Genomic DNA, 14,018 nt, shown 5'->3' with positions numbered 1-14,018 from the left:
AAGTCGCCATCACCGCCGTCATGCGCAAGCTCGTCATCCTCGCCAACGCACTCCTGCGCGATGATCGAACATGGGCTCCAAAAGCCGCTTGATCACAACGGATACTCTCAGGCTTCGGCGGGAACGGGCACCGGATCGGTCGGATGCTGGGCGCCACGATAGCGGTCGAACATGCTCATCTGGTGCACGCAGCTCAGCGTGCAGGTCGGGCTGCACGATTTCTCGGTATGATATTCGCGCTTCAGATCCGCGGGACCGTATTCCAGCAGCGGTATGGCCGGATAGCCGCGCTGCTGCGAACACCAGTGCACCTTGCCGTCCTCGGTCACATAGAGGTAGCGCGCCCCGGCGCGGCACTTCCAGTCATTCGGCTGGCCATGCATCAGATTCTTCTGGAACAGCCGGTAATTCAGCGTATGAACCAGCGAGGGCGAGATCTCGGTCACCCGGCGATAGGCCCGCATCTGCTCGTCGCTCAGCGCCTTCAGCCCGCCATGGTGATCGTGCAGCACCCCCACCGAATGCTGCAATCCATAGCGTGCCGCCGTCTCGGCGATCGTCACCACATCCTGGGTCCGTTCGCCGGTCACGCCGAGGACCGAATTCACATTGACCTTGAACTGCGCATGCTTCGACAGCAGCGCCAGCCTGCCTTCGACCGAGGACAGGCTCTTCATCGAAATATCGTCGGGGGTGATGTTGTCGATGCTGACCTGCATCCCCTGCAGCCCGGCCGCGTTCAGCCGGTCGATCCAGGCGCGCGACAGGCGGAAGCCGTTGGTGATGGTGGTCACGATCATGCCATGGTCGCGCGCCACGCGCACGATCCGGTCCAGGTCCGGATGCAGCAGCGGCTCGCCACCGGTAAAGGTGATCGAGGCCGTGCCGAGCTTCGCCAGATGGTCCACCCGCGCCTTCAGCTCCGCGAACGGAACCGGGGCGGAGAAATCGTCGAATTCATTGCAATAGCCGCAGGCCAGGTTGCAGCGGCGCGTCACCACCACCTGCGCCAGCAGCGGCGTATAGCGCGTGGCGATGGCCTTGGCCGCAAACCGCACCCCCGCACCCAGATTACTGATGCGGCGGGCCAGGGGAATATCGTTCATCGTTGCCATATCGTCCGAGGAACCGGCAAAAGCCGGAAAAGGGGGCGCATCATAGGGGCGACCCGGCATGCGCGATAGCCCGGGCCGAGGAGGAATCCGCCCCGCCGCCATGGGCCTGGACCAGATCGTCATACCAGCATTCCAGAATCTCTGTCTGCCGCCGCAGGTCGAATCGCTCGACGACGAAGGCCCGCCCAGCATGCCCCATCGCCGCGCGCCGTACCGGGTCGGCCGCCAGGGTGTCCATGGCGGTGGCCAGCGCCTCGACATCGCGGGGCGGGACGATCAGCCCGCTACGCCCCTCCGCCACCCCCTCGGGGATGCCGCCGACCCGCGTGGCGACCACCGGCACGCCGCAGGCCGCCGCCTCCAGCATCACCATCCCCAGTCCCTCCACCCGTCCGCTGGTGGTCAGGACACTGGGCAGCACCAGCATCATCGCCCGGCGCATCCATTCCATGACCACCGCATGCGGCCGCGCGCCCAGGAACAGCACGCGCGCTCCCACGCCCAATTCGCCGGCCAGCGCTTCCAGCCGCACCCGCAGGGGCCCATCCCCGATAATGGCCAGGCGCAGCGCGGGGCAACCGGCCGCCATGCGCGCGAAGGCCCGCAGGAGATATTCCGTGCCCTTCAACTCGACCAGACGCGCGACATGCAGGATAACCGGCGTCTCCTCCGCCGGCTCGCGCGGCTGGTATGCGCTGCAATCCACGCCGATATAATGCACGCGCGTCCGTTCGGCCGGAAAACCGCGCGCCAACGCCCGATCACGCAGAAAACTGGAATTGCACAGGAACAACTGCCCCCGCCGCGCCAGCGCGCGCCGATGCAGCGGATAGTTTATCCAGGCGGGCGAACGCAGGAAATACCGGTCCGCCAGGGTGACGTCGAAACCATGGAACGTCGTGACCAGCGGCACGTCCAGCCGGCGCGCCACTTCCATGGCATAGACCCCATCGATCCCGAAATGGGCATGGACCAGCGCCGGCCGGCACCCCGCCAGCAACCGCAGATAGGGCGCAGGATCGCGCGTCAGCATCTGCGCCAGCATCCGGGGCCACGCGGCATGCCGCCACAGGTCGCGCAGCAGCAGCCCACGCGCCCCATCCGGCCCGGGCCCAAAGCGCATGCGCCCCAGATAGAGCGGCGCATAACGGCGCAGGGCCTGCGCCTGCTGGGCAATGAAAACCTCGGAAACCCGGAACTGGTTCTGGCGAAAGATGACGATTTCACGCAACAGGGTGGCTCTCTCGATCGCATATGGTCTCCAGGAGCCTGACTGGAACCCACGCGTCGGGTCACCGCTGGCGCGTATGCCCAGCCAGGCTCGGAAGCGGGCGGCACTTTACCGTCGGGCAACGGCAAAACAAAAGGGCGCGGACTTGACGGCAATGCCGATAGTTCCGAAACCGGGCGCCGTAATGACCGCTCCCCCGGCCGAAACAGGCCGCCCTTCTTCCCGCACCACGGAAAGCCGGCTGCCATGACCATTCCCGCCCGCATCCATTTCTGCTGGATCGGCCCGCGCCTGCCCTGGGCCTATGTCTTCGCCGTCCTCTCGGCCGCCGCGACGGGCGGAATGGATTCGGTCATCCTCCATCACACCGATCCGCTCGAGGACGGCCCGCAGAAACAGGCGCTGGAACGCGCGCCCGGTGTCGTGCTGTCCCGCGTCGACCCGCAACGCGACCTGCGGGCGGTGGAACAGGTCGCCGACCTGCCGGCGGGCAGCCTGGTCGCGCTGTACGAAGGCGTGCGCACGCCGGTCCAGCGCGCGGATATCCTGCGGACCGCGATCCTCTACCGCGATGGCGGCGTGTATCTGGACATGGACACGATCACCACCGCGTCGCTGCGCCCGCTGCTGCAATCCGGTCCGTTCGTCGGCACCGAGCGCATCGTCTGGCCACCCCATGTCCGGGCCTCGCGTTCGCCCCTGCTGCGGGCAAAGCATATCGGGCTGTCGCTGGTGCGCCAGGCGTTCCGCGCGCTGCCCGGCGGCTGGAAGGGCTTCCGCCGCATCGAACGCCTCTACCCGCTCGGGTTGAACAACGCGGTGCTGGGGGCGCCCCCCGGCGCACCCTGGCTGCGCACCTGCCTGCGCGCCATGCTGGCCTTGTCGCCCGAGGAACGGCTGCGTCCCTACGCGCTGGGCCCCCACCTGCTGCAACGGGTGGCGGAGCAAAGCGGCACGGACGCGCTGACCATCCACGACCCATCCGTGTTCTATCCGGTCCCACCCGAAATCTCGGAACATCTCTTCCGCACCAGCCGGCGGGCACGGGCGCAGGATATCCTGCTTCCCGGCACGCGCGTGGTCCATTGGTACGCGTCGGTCCGCACCCGCTCGCGGGTGGCACAGATCACGCCGGCCTATGTCCGGGCGCATCGCGACAGCCAGTATTACAGCGCCCTGGTCTGGGCCACGATCCCCAGCCTGCACGACGATACCGATCCGGGCTGAGCATTCCGCCGGGTAACCCCTTCACCATTGACGGCAAACCCGGCAATCTCCAGAAACGGGCAATCGCCTGGGGGACGGTTTTGCAACCGCCGGTCCCGGGCGAGGGCCCGGACACGCATCTGCACCAAGCGGGGGAAACATAATCATGTCGATCGAGAGCATGAAGTCACAACTCTCTGCCAAGCCTGGTTTTATCGCAGCCCTGGACCAGAGCGGGGGCTCCACGCCCGGCGCCCTGAGCCATTACGGCATCCCCGAGAGCGCCTATCATGGCGACGACGAGATGTTCCGCCTGATGCACGAGATGCGTGTACGCATCATCACCGCGCCGTCCTTCACCGGCGACAAGATCATCGCCGCCATCCTCTTCGAACGCACGATGGACGGGCTGGTCGGTGAAAAGCCGGTTCCCTCCTATCTGTGGGAAGATCGCGGCGTCGTCCCCTTCCTGAAGGTCGACAAGGGTCTGGAAGACGAAGTGGACGGCGTGCGGCTGATGAAGCCGATCCCCGGCCTGGACCCGCTGCTGGCCCGTGCCGTCAAGCTGGGCATCTACGGCACCAAGGAGCGCTCGGTCATCAACCTGGCGAACCCCGAAGGCATCGCCGCCATCGCCGCGCAACAGTTCGACGTCGCCCGCCAGATCGCCGCCCACGGCCTGGTGCCGATCCTGGAGCCGGAAGTCCTGATCAAGAGCCCGCAGAAGGCCGCCGCCGAGGCGATCCTGCGTGACGAGCTGGCGCGCGGCCTGGACGCGCTGCCCGGCGACTATCAGGTGATGCTGAAGCTGACGATCCCCGAAACCCCGGACCTGTATCTCGACCTGGTCCGCCATCCGCGCGTGCAGCGCGTCGTGGCGCTCTCCGGCGGCTATACGCTGGACGATGCCTGCACGCGCCTGGCCGCCAACCACGGCATGATCGCCAGCTTCTCCCGCGCGCTGCTCGGCGAACTGAAGGTCTCCATGACCGACGCCGAATTCGACGCCACCCTGGTGGCGGCGATCGACAAGATCTATCGCGCCTCCACCATCAAATCCTGAAAACCTGCCTGGAAATGCGCGCTGGCGGCGAGCCGGCGCGCGTTTTCTGCATGACCGGCTTCCGCCCGGTCACACCGTCACGTCGACCGGCCGAAAGCGCATCCGCTCCAGCGCCCCGCGCGTCTCCGCGATCATCGTCCGGGGCGGCAGCAGCAGGCCCGGGTCGCTCAGGCCGGCCACCGCACCCGCCAGAAGCACGACATTGCCCTCCCGCCCCTCCGCCTCCTCGAACAGGCGCACATCGCCCCACGGCGCCACGGCGCGTCCGGCGATGACGGCGGCACGCACGACCAGATCCGCCCTGCCGGGCGCCTCGAACAGATTCATGGCCAGAAACCCGTCCTCCGCCAGACGATAGGCGGCATCGGTCAGAAACCCCGCCCCCAGCAGATGGCCGGGCACCACATCCCCCTGGAAGGCATCGACGATAATCGCGCCGAACCGCCGGGTCGCGGGCAGCGCGCGCAGATACGCAGCACCGTCCGTCAGATGGCAGGCAATCCAGGGGGGCAGGCCGAAATGCTGGCGGGCGATGGAAAAGGCCAGCGGATTCACGTCGACCAGCTCGACCGAACGCTCCGCCCTGTCCAGCATGGTGGCCAGCGAACCGCCGCCACAGCCGATCACCAGCACCGGCTCGTCGGGCCGGGTCCCGGCCGGGGTCTGCATCAGGAAGCCGAACAGCGCATGGACATAGGGCGCATAGCTGATGCCGTCGGCGTCGCTCTCGCTCTGGCAGCAGCGCCCCTGCCAGTAGATACGGCTTTCGGTCCGGATATCCTCGCTGATCCAGATATCGCCCTGATCGCTGATATAATGGGCCAGCACCTCATGGTCGTCAGGGATGAAGGTCGCCGGCATGTCAGGGAACGGGCCCCAGCGGCGGACCTGACAACCGGTCGCGCAGATCGGCTATCGCCCCCGGCAGGGCCAGCCAGACTAGGACCGGCGCCAGCCCCAACAGCGCGCCCGCCCGCCACCAGCCATACGCCAGGGCCCCGGCCACACCGCCGCCGGCAAAGGACAGGACGATCCCGCCATGCAGCGCCAGAAGCTGGCGGACCTGCGCCATCCGCGCCGGGTCACCGTGCCTGCGCACGGCATCCAGCCAGTCCGCGAGCTCGATCCCGAAATCGGTCAGCATGCCGGTCATGTGCGTCGTCCGCACCCGTGCGCCAGAAATGCGGGTGACCGTCGCATTCTGCAACCCCATCAGAAAACTCAGCCCATAGGCCAGCACCGCACCGCGCAAACCGGCCCGCAACGCCATGTCCAGCGCCCCCAGCACGGCCAGCAGCCCCGCCTCCAGCAGGATACTGTACGCATAGATGGCCCGGTGCCGGCGATGCCGCCCGGCATTGGCCAGCAAGGCCGACAGGACCGCACCCGCCACGAAGGCGGCGACCAGCCCCAGGCAGGAAAGCGCCGACGACAGGTCGGCCGCGCGCACATCCATGGACAGGCTAGAAAGATTGCCCGTCATATTGGCCGAATAATAGCCGACCGCGAGAAAGCCGGCCGCATTGACCGCACCCGCCACCGCCGCCAGCGAACAGCCCAGCCGGCGGTCCATGACAAACGTCCGGGCGTCCCCCTCGCGCAGCAGCATCCTACCCACCCCGTTTCACGCCATCCGCCGCCATGAAGGATTGAAGCCCGGCATTCAGCGCGCGCTCGAAGGCGGCAAGCGTCTCTTCGCTGGCATAATGCTCGATCCCCTCGGCATCGATGCGGACATTTTCCGTGCTGATCCCCAGCGCGGTCAGAAAGGATTCGACGATCCCATGGCGCCGGCGCACGTCGGTGGCCAGCGCCTCCCCGGCCGGCGTCAGGAACACGCCGCGATAGGGCTTCTGCGTGACAAGCCCCTCATTGGCCAGCCGGGCCAGCATCTTCGCCACCGTGGGCTGGGAAACGCCGAGCCGCGCGGCGATATCGACCTGCCGGGCCTCCATGCCTTCATCGAGCAGATCGGCGATCAGCTCGACATAATCCTCGACCAGCACATTGCGCCGGGCCGCGCGATTGGCCCGAAATCCCTCGGATTGCACCTTCGCATCCACGATACGCGGCACTTTGGCGGCGGCCCCCGCTTGTCTTTTCAAAGGATTACTCTCGGCGAGACAATATTCCGCAAAGCATAAAACATTCCCTCCCTTCAGTCCATGAAGGCGACAGGGACGAATGCCTAGCCCAGGCCTCCCTCTTCCATGACGCTGGATACAGGGGCCTCGAACGTCCACGTCACGCCATCCGGCTCATAACGATAGGTGACCGACGCGCCACGCACGGCCCGCGGATTCCGCTCGATCACAGCCGTCCCGAACCCCCGGACGGCGGGCGCCTGCACAGGGGGGCCGCCTTTCTCCTGCCAGGCCAGGCAAAAGCGCTCATCGCCGCCCTGTTCCTGGATCGCCCAGTCTATCGTCACCGTTCCGCTCTCATTGGAGAGCGCACCATATTTGATGGCGTTGGTCGTCAGCTCATGGATCGCAAGCCCGATCCGTTCCGCCGTTTCGGGCAGCAGGCGCAGCCCGTCCACACCGTGCAGCAGCAGGCGCTTCTGGTTCACATCCCCGATCACCGCGGTCTGCGAGGCCAGCAGCGTCTCGATCGTGATGCCCGACCATTGCCCGTTGATCAGCAGGTCCTGGTTGCGCGCGATCGCGGCGATACGCTGGCCCAGGACCGAGACAAAGGGCGCCTGCGGGTCCGGCACGGTCCGCCGGATCAGCGCCTGCACCACGGCCAGCATGTTCTTGGACCGATGGGTCAGCTCATGCAGAAGCGACGCAATCCGCCGTTCGCTGGCGCGCTCCACGGTCACGTCGCGGGACACGCAGAGAATGGCCTCCACATCCCCTTCCGCGTTTTTCACCGGCGTCAGCATATTGTCCCAGTGGCGCGGGTCCTGACCCGGCAACTGGCTGACGCCGAGGAAACGCGCATTCTCCCCATGCCTCGCCTTCAGCAGCGCCTGACATCCCGCCGGATGCGACTCTTTGGGCAGCAGGTGAAGCCATTCCATGCCGAAGCCGGACGCCTCGCCGACGTCCAGCGCCAGGCAACCGGCCCGGTTCATCTGCAGCAGCGTCCCATCCGGCCGGAGGAGCTTGATGCAATCGACGCTGACATTCAGCATTTCCGCCTGGAACCTGATATCCCGCAGAAGCGCCAGCTCGCGCCGTTTGCGGGCATCGATATCCGTCAGACTATGCAGCCAGCGGCACACCCCATCCGCCCCACCGGGCAGCGGCCGCGCTCTCAGCAGAAACCAGCGCGCACCATCGACCGGATGCACAAGCCGCAGATCGCTCTCGCACCCGTCGCCGGACAGCATGGCCTCCCGCAATGCCTGATCGACCCGGTGCCGATCGGCCGGAAGAACCCACTCCCTCCATCGCGCCGAAGCAAAGACCGCCGTCCCGTATGCGCGCCAGGCCCTGTTGAAATAGTCATGAAGACCGTCGCTTCCGCAGACGCAGACCATATCCGGCACCAGATCCAGAGACCCGTACCGGTCTTCGGAAAATCCGTCTTCCTGCGGCATGCCTGCTTCTGATTGTCCAAACCTGTTCATCAGGGCCGATCGTATGGCAAGCCAGCTAACAAATTATGGCATCTGCTCCTCATGAAGGAAAATTCATCCCTCACCCGAGATCGTTTCGGGAAATCTCCTCTTCCCGGAGCCAGGCGGCCCGCATGCCCCGGGTGAGACAGTTGCTGTGGCGCCGGCTTCCTGCCATGCAGGCCGGATGACGCAAGACCGGGATTTTGAAATCTTCCTCGCCACCGCACCGGGCCAGGAAGACGCGCTGTGTGGCGAAATACGCCTGAAGGGCTTCAAGCAGCCGCGCGCCGTCCCCGGCGGCGTCGTCATCAAGGGCGGCTGGCCGGAAGTCTACCGGGCGAATCTGTGGGTGCGCGGGGCCAATCGCATTCTGGCGCGGATCGATGCCTTCCGCGTCGTCCATCTCGCCCAGCTCGACCACCGCGCCCGGCTCGTGCCATGGGCCAGCGTCCTGCGCCCCGACATTCCCTTCCGGGTCGAGGCCTCCTGCACCGGGTCGCGCATCTACCATGCCGGCGCCGCCGCCGAACGGATCGAGAATGCGATCCGCAAGACACTCGGCGCGCCCTGCTCGCCCGATGCCGCCCTCATCGTCCGGGTGCGGATCGACCATGATCTCTGCACGATCAGCATCGACAGTTCGGGGGAATTGCTGCACCGGCGCGGCCACAAGCAGGCCGTCAACCGCGCGCCGATGCGTGAAACCATGGCCTCGCTGTTCCTGCTGCAATGTGGCTATGACGGGACCGAACCGGTGTTCGACCCGATGTGCGGCTCGGGCACGTTCGTGATCGAAGCCGCCGAGATCGCAGCCCGGCTCAATCCCGGCCGCTCGCGCCATTTCGCGTTCGAACTGCTGGCCAATTTCGATGAACCCGCCTGGCAGAAGCTGCGTGACGTCAGGAGCATGCGCGTGCCCACGGCCCATTATTACGGCAGCGACCGCGATGCCGGCGCCATCACCATGAGCCGCGCGAACGCCGAGCGCGCGGGCGTCACCGCCTATACGACCTTCCAGCAGACAGCGATCAGCGACATCCGCCCCCCCTGCGAAACGCCGGGACTGGTCATCCTGAACCCGCCCTACGGCACCCGCATCGGGGACAGGAAGGCACTTCTCCCACTCTACCGCGCGCTCGGCCGCACGTTGGCGGCCCACTTCGCCGGCTGGCGGGTGGGGATCATCACCACCGAGCCCGGCCTGGCCCACGCCACCGGCCTGCCGTTCCTGCCCCCCACCGCGCCGATACCGCATGGCGGCCTGCGCGTAACGCTGTTCCAGACCGCGCCCCTCGCCTGATACGCTGGCAGCAGCGGCCTGCGGGCCGCCGCCAACGAGGCTTCCGGCGCAGCCTCCCAGCCCTTCGCGTGCGGATTTCCTGCCATGATCGACATTCGACAGATGCGCTATTTCGTGGTGCTGGCCGAAACGCTGCATTTCGGCCGCGCGGCCGAGCGCCTGCATCTGAGCCAGCCGCCCCTCAGCCGCCAGATCGCCGCCCTGGAAAAGGAACTGGGCGTCCGCCTGCTCGAACGTCATTCGCGCCACGCGACGCTCACCCATGCCGGACGCCGCTTCCTGGCGGATTCCAAGGCCGTCCTGGCCGCCTTCGACCAGGCCTGCCTCAACGCCCAACTGGCGGAACGCGGCCAGCTCGGGGAACTCTCGATCGGCTTCATGATGTATGCGACCTACACGGTCATTCCGGGCCTCGTGCGCCGCTATGTGGCGAATTATCCCATGGTCCATACCCGGCTGCGCGAGGTCGTCCCGGGCTCGCTCGCCGCCGATATCCTGGCAGGCCGCTTCGATGCGGGCATCATGTTCGATCCGGGCTTCATTCGTGGGCTGGAAACCAGCGCAATCCTGAGCGAACCCCTCTGCCTGGCGGTGCCCTCGGACCATCCACTTGCCGTCCGCCCGCTGATCGAGGCCAAAGACCTGGAAGACGAACCCCTGATCGCAGCGCCGGTCGAAGTCTCGTCGATGCTGCGCGACGCCATCGTCCAATATTGCCGGTCGGGCGGCTTCGAACCCACCATCCGGCTGGAAACCCAGCTCCAGCACACGATCGTCAACCTGGTCGCGGAAGGGCTGGGCATCGCCCTGGTCCCCCAGGGAATCCGGAAAGTGACAGTCGCCGGCACCATTTTCCGCGACCTCGAAGATGCGCCGATCGTCAACCATGTCGTCGCATGGCGGCCGGGAAACCTGAACCCCGCACTCGTTCCGTTCTTGAAGGAATGCGAACAAAAAGCCTAGAATATCCCGTTATATTTTCAGATAGTCTCTCAGCTTATATCCTGCCGGTCGTGGCAGAAGCACGCTGGGTCATGATCGTCGATCATACCGACAGCCTGCATCCAGGCATACACGATCACCGGCCCGACGAACCTGAACCCCCGCGCCTTGAGGGCCTTCGCCATGGCCTGCGACAGCGGCGATTGCGCCAGCACCACGCCGGTCGTGTTCCGGACCGGCGCATCCGGCACCATGCCCCAGGCAAACGCGGCGAAATCCTCGCCACGCTCCCGCATAGCCAGATAGGCCCGCGCATTGCCGATCGTCGCCTCGATCTTGGCCCGCGCCCGGATAATGCCGGGGTCCGCCATCAGGCGCTCCACATCCGCCGCATCGAAACGCGCAACACGCTCGGGGTCGAAACCCGCAAAGGCGCGACGAAACCCCTCCCGCCGGCGCAGCACGATCAGCCAGGACAGCCCCGCCTGGAACCCCTCGAGACACAGCATTTCCCAGAGCATCCGGCTGTCACGCACGGGCACGCCCCATTCCTGGTCATGATAGGCCCGAAGCAACGGGTCCGTCTGCGCCCAGCGGCAACGGGTCACGGCAAAAGATGCATCATCCATTCCGGGGCTATAGCATAAAACCCGCACCCACAGCACGCGGATGCCCAGCGTTCATGAACGCCGGAACCCGCCGCCGGCAAAACCCTTGATCCCATGGCGGCAGGGATGAAAACTGGCAGGCCGGGACCGGAAGGCGGATGGGCCCGAATGACCGGAAAGGACGCAGATTCCTGATGCGAAAGATCTTTCTTGTGACGGCAGGGCTCTTTCTGACAGCCGCATCCCTTGCACAGGGCGCTCCGCCCCCGGCCGGCCCGATTCCGACGCCCGCGAAAAAAAACCGGCCAGCTATCCAGACCCATAAGGTCGTCGAAGCCGCGAACGCCTTTCTCGGCACCTTCGATGCGCAGGGCCAGGCGGCGGTGCGGTTTCCCTTTGTCGCGGAGAAGCATGCGACGCTGGCACGGTTCCGCAGGAGCGCGCCCGGCGAACCGGCCATGCCGGTCACGGATGCCCAGGCCAATGCGCCGACAGCACGCGGACCAGGAATGGGGCCACCGGGCGGATTTATCGGCGAGCGTTACGGACACGCGGTATGGTCGAATTATCCGGTCAGTGACGTGCCGCGTCCCGGGGTGCAGATGGGGCATCTGACCCCAGCCCAGCGCGCCGCCGCCCTGCATCTGCTGGAAACCCTCCTGAGCGCGAAGGGTTACCGCAAAGTCCAGGACATCATGGGCGCCGACCAGGCGCTGGCGGAGAGCGGCACCCCCTTTTCCTCTGGAAAAGCCGTCTACACTATTGCAATTTTTGGAACTCCGTCCGAAACAGCCCCATGGATGGTGCAGTTCGGCGGCCATCATCTGGGGCTGAACGTCGTCATCGATGGCGAACATGGGGTCATGACACCGACCCTGACCGGGGCACAGCCGGCGGTCTATCAGGCGAACGGCCAGACGGTTCGCGTCCTGGCCGGCGAGAACGACAGGGCATTCGCCCTGCTGGACGCGCTGAATGAGGAGCAGCGCCGGCAGGCGATCCTGCCCTACAAGGTCGACGACCTGGTCTCCGGCCCGGGTCACGACGGCGAGACGATCGTTCCCGAAGGCATCAAGGGATCTTCCCTGACACCGGACCAGAAGGCGCTCCTGATGGGCGTGATCGGCGAGTGGGCCGGAATCATCAACGATGCCTATGCGGCACCCCGCATGAAAGAGATCCGCGACGATCTTGACAAAACCTGGTTCGCGTGGAGCGGACCGGTAACGCACGCACCCGGCCGGAACGGGTCCTCCTATTACCGGATTCAGGGCCCCCATCTTCTGATCGAATTTTCGCCGCAGGGCGTTGGCGGAGACGCGACAATGCATGTCCACACCATCTACCGCGACCCGACGAACAGCTACGGCAGCCGGTTTACGATCCGATGAGATACCGCACATGGATCGCCCCGGCGACGGCGATCGCGCTGATAGCAACAGGGTCTCCAGCCCAGGCGCACCGGCTGGACGAATATCTGCAGGCCACCACGATCAATCTGGCACGCGACCGGATCACATTGCATTTGCGGCTGACACCGGGGGTGGACGTGGCCGACAGGGTGATCCGGGACATTGACCGGGACGGAAACGGGCGGCTCTCACCGCAGGAACGACAGGCCTATGCCATGCGGATGGCCCAAGGCCTGTCCGTGTCGCTGAATAATCGCCCCGTCACGCTTCAACCTGGCGCAAGCAGTTTTCCAGACACCGATGCCATGAGAGCCGGCACCGGCATGATCGTTCTCCAGTTCGGCATATCCACCCGCCTCGCCAACGGGCCCTACCGCCTCACCTACCTCAACAACGCCCCCGGTCCCGAGACGGTCAGGCTGACAAACTGCTTGCTCCCGCAGGATACCTCCATTCACGTCCTCGCGCAGAAACGATCGGAAGATCAGTCCTTCTACCAACTCGATTTTCTCGTCGGCCCCGGAGACTCTGCACCACACGGAACCGACCGCACCGAGGCCGCTTCCAGTGTAACGACTCCCCTCACCGACCGTCCTCGACAAGTTTCCAGGAAATAAAACGGATGTGCGATGTTCCGTCATGCCCGCCAGTCGTGCGGATCGCGCCTGCCATCGTCCGGGCCACCATCGCGTGCAGTCAAACACACGGGAACGCACGGAGCCACCGACATGCCCCATGCGGTTCCCGTGCCGCCATGATCTATGGATTCCCGGTCAGCGGCGCAACCATTCGTCCCTGATCTTCCGCCGTGCAGCGCTTTTGGTCCAGCCCACCGGACATCCGCTGCTGTGCCGCGATTTCCCGCCACGCGGCGTCCAGCAGATCGGCATGAGCCGGGTCGCTGACAAACTGCGCGAAGACGACACTGCCTGTTACAAAGCCGGCCCAGACATCCGACGCCCAATGCACACCGCATACGACACGGCTTTCACCATATTCGCGTCCGCGTGCCAGAATCTGCCCGGTATGTGCGGGAAAAAGCGATGACAGCAGCAATGCGGCCGACCAGCCCGTGGTGGCGTGACCTGACGGATAGGCATAATCGGCCGCCGCATCCTCTTTGCGCGCAACGCAGATCGGGGCGTCGTTTCCGACAAAAGGACGCGGCCGACGCACGATATCCTTCTGGATCTTGACCTGCGCCTTGACCGCATCGCGCAGGGCGGACACCAGCCTGAACAGGGCCGGGTTGCTCTTGTCTGTCAGGGCATGACCGATCGCACAGGAAAAATCCGCCAGAAGCGCCTCGGGCCTGGCGTCCGCGTCCGAGCGCGCCAGTGCCCAGCGCGCGGTATCCTTGAGCTTGCGCGTTTCCGCGAAGACCGTGCGGTCATACACATCCATCGCTGAACCCTGTGCGGGCGGCACCGGCGCGAAAAGGGCTGGCGCCTCGGGCACATTCTGCGCATGCGCGGGAATGGCCTGCGCCGTCGCACAGAATCCGGCCAGGGCAAGGGCCGCCCGTCCGGTTGTCCTGAATCGGACCATGAATATATGTCTCCGGTAAAAA

The 14,018-nt window shown here is 65.8% G+C and carries 14 protein-coding genes; 6 read left to right on the top strand and 8 right to left on the bottom strand.

The genetic code is table 11. The features are described from left to right. Positions 1-107: 107 nt before the first annotated feature. The gene (locus tag HLH35_RS17480) at positions 108-1,106 is read right to left on the bottom strand and encodes a radical SAM protein (RefSeq protein WP_182967842.1); all 999 of its coding nucleotides are present in this window, start codon (positions 1,104-1,106) and stop codon (positions 108-110) included. A 49-nt stretch (positions 1,107-1,155) separates the two neighbouring features. Next, entirely contained in the window at positions 1,156-2,346 is a 1,191-nt protein-coding gene (locus HLH35_RS17475; RefSeq protein ID WP_182980366.1) for a glycosyltransferase, read from the bottom strand. Positions 2,347-2,592: 246 nt separating this feature from the next. Between HLH35_RS17475 and HLH35_RS17470 the strand changes: the two genes are divergently transcribed. After that, positions 2,593-3,573 (top strand): glycosyltransferase, encoded by a 981-nt coding sequence (locus tag HLH35_RS17470; protein ID WP_182980365.1) that lies wholly within the window; start codon positions 2,593-2,595, stop codon positions 3,571-3,573. A gap of 145 nt (positions 3,574-3,718) precedes the next feature. Continuing rightward, complete coding sequence (locus HLH35_RS17465; protein WP_182980364.1) at positions 3,719-4,615, top strand: fructose bisphosphate aldolase; 897 nt, start codon at positions 3,719-3,721, stop codon at positions 4,613-4,615. A gap of 69 nt (positions 4,616-4,684) precedes the next feature. Here HLH35_RS17465 and HLH35_RS17460 read toward each other — a convergent pair whose 3' ends face one another. The 4 genes from HLH35_RS17460 to HLH35_RS17445 form a co-directional block, all read right to left on the bottom strand. Then, positions 4,685-5,476, bottom strand: a complete 792-nt coding sequence (locus HLH35_RS17460) for a spermidine synthase (RefSeq protein ID WP_182980363.1) — start codon at positions 5,474-5,476, stop codon at positions 4,685-4,687. A 1-nt stretch (position 5,477) separates the two neighbouring features. Then, on the bottom strand, positions 5,478-6,224 hold the full coding sequence (locus tag HLH35_RS17455; RefSeq protein WP_182980372.1) for a YoaK family protein: 747 nt from the start codon (positions 6,222-6,224) through the stop codon (positions 5,478-5,480). 1 nt (position 6,225) lies between these two features. After that, a complete protein-coding gene (gene mntR / locus HLH35_RS17450; RefSeq protein ID WP_182980362.1) occupies positions 6,226-6,720 on the bottom strand; it encodes a manganese-binding transcriptional regulator MntR in 495 nt (164 codons plus the stop codon). An 83-nt stretch (positions 6,721-6,803) separates the two neighbouring features. After that, entirely contained in the window at positions 6,804-8,165 is a 1,362-nt protein-coding gene (locus tag HLH35_RS17445; RefSeq protein ID WP_182980361.1) for a sensor histidine kinase, read from the bottom strand. Positions 8,166-8,370: 205 nt separating this feature from the next. Here HLH35_RS17445 and HLH35_RS17440 point away from each other — a divergent pair, with 205 nt between their 5' ends. After that, on the top strand, positions 8,371-9,486 hold the full coding sequence (locus tag HLH35_RS17440; RefSeq protein WP_182980360.1) for a THUMP domain-containing class I SAM-dependent RNA methyltransferase: 1,116 nt from the start codon (positions 8,371-8,373) through the stop codon (positions 9,484-9,486). Between the two features lie 84 nt (positions 9,487-9,570). Further along, positions 9,571-10,449 carry a LysR substrate-binding domain-containing protein gene (locus HLH35_RS17435; protein ID WP_182980359.1) on the top strand — a complete coding sequence of 293 codons (879 nt, stop codon included), beginning with the start codon at positions 9,571-9,573 and terminating at the stop codon, positions 10,447-10,449. A 29-nt stretch (positions 10,450-10,478) separates the two neighbouring features. Here HLH35_RS17435 and HLH35_RS17430 read toward each other — a convergent pair whose 3' ends face one another. Continuing rightward, positions 10,479-11,036, bottom strand: coding sequence for a DNA-3-methyladenine glycosylase I (locus HLH35_RS17430; protein ID WP_338029386.1), 558 nt, complete (start codon positions 11,034-11,036; stop codon positions 10,479-10,481). Positions 11,037-11,230: 194 nt separating this feature from the next. Between HLH35_RS17430 and HLH35_RS17425 the strand changes: the two genes are divergently transcribed. Beyond that, positions 11,231-12,427, top strand: coding sequence for a DUF3500 domain-containing protein (locus tag HLH35_RS17425; RefSeq protein WP_182980357.1), 1,197 nt, complete (start codon positions 11,231-11,233; stop codon positions 12,425-12,427). After that, the gene (locus HLH35_RS17420; protein WP_246385193.1) at positions 12,424-13,065 is read left to right on the top strand and encodes a hypothetical protein; all 642 of its coding nucleotides are present in this window, start codon (positions 12,424-12,426) and stop codon (positions 13,063-13,065) included. Before HLH35_RS17425 ends, HLH35_RS17420 begins: the two co-directional genes overlap by 4 nt. A 142-nt stretch (positions 13,066-13,207) precedes the next feature. Here the strand turns inward: HLH35_RS17420 and HLH35_RS17415 are convergent, their stop codons facing one another. Then, entirely contained in the window at positions 13,208-13,996 is a 789-nt protein-coding gene (locus HLH35_RS17415; protein ID WP_182980356.1) for an acid phosphatase, read from the bottom strand. Between the last annotated feature and the right edge of the window lie 22 nt (positions 13,997-14,018).

The organism is Gluconacetobacter asukensis, from assembly GCF_014174375.1.
GTDB classification, from domain to species: Bacteria; Pseudomonadota; Alphaproteobacteria; order Acetobacterales; family Acetobacteraceae; genus Gluconacetobacter; species Gluconacetobacter asukensis.
This window is presented reverse-complemented; position numbering and strand designations above follow the sequence as displayed.

Bases quoted from the DNA above. Each gene is read 5' to 3' on its own strand.
- HLH35_RS17480 (WP_182967842.1), bottom strand. From the start codon at position 1,106: ATGAACGATATTCCCCTGGCCCGCCGCATCAGTAATCTGGGTGCGGGG.
- HLH35_RS17425 (WP_182980357.1), top strand. From the start codon at position 11,231: ATGCGAAAGATCTTTCTTGTGACGGCAGGGCTCTTTCTGACAGCCGCA.
- HLH35_RS17440 (WP_182980360.1), top strand. From the start codon at position 8,371: ATGACGCAAGACCGGGATTTTGAAATCTTCCTCGCCACCGCACCGGGC.
- HLH35_RS17445 (WP_182980361.1), bottom strand. From the start codon at position 8,165: ATGCCGCAGGAAGACGGATTTTCCGAAGACCGGTACGGGTCTCTGGAT.
- HLH35_RS17470 (WP_182980365.1), top strand. From the start codon at position 2,593: ATGACCATTCCCGCCCGCATCCATTTCTGCTGGATCGGCCCGCGCCTG.
- HLH35_RS17415 (WP_182980356.1), bottom strand. From the start codon at position 13,996: ATGGTCCGATTCAGGACAACCGGACGGGCGGCCCTTGCCCTGGCCGGA.
- HLH35_RS17465 (WP_182980364.1), top strand. From the start codon at position 3,719: ATGTCGATCGAGAGCATGAAGTCACAACTCTCTGCCAAGCCTGGTTTT.
- HLH35_RS17435 (WP_182980359.1), top strand. From the start codon at position 9,571: ATGATCGACATTCGACAGATGCGCTATTTCGTGGTGCTGGCCGAAACG.
- HLH35_RS17455 (WP_182980372.1), bottom strand. From the start codon at position 6,224: ATGCTGCTGCGCGAGGGGGACGCCCGGACGTTTGTCATGGACCGCCGG.
- HLH35_RS17420 (WP_246385193.1), top strand. From the start codon at position 12,424: ATGAGATACCGCACATGGATCGCCCCGGCGACGGCGATCGCGCTGATA.
- HLH35_RS17460 (WP_182980363.1), bottom strand. From the start codon at position 5,476: ATGCCGGCGACCTTCATCCCTGACGACCATGAGGTGCTGGCCCATTAT.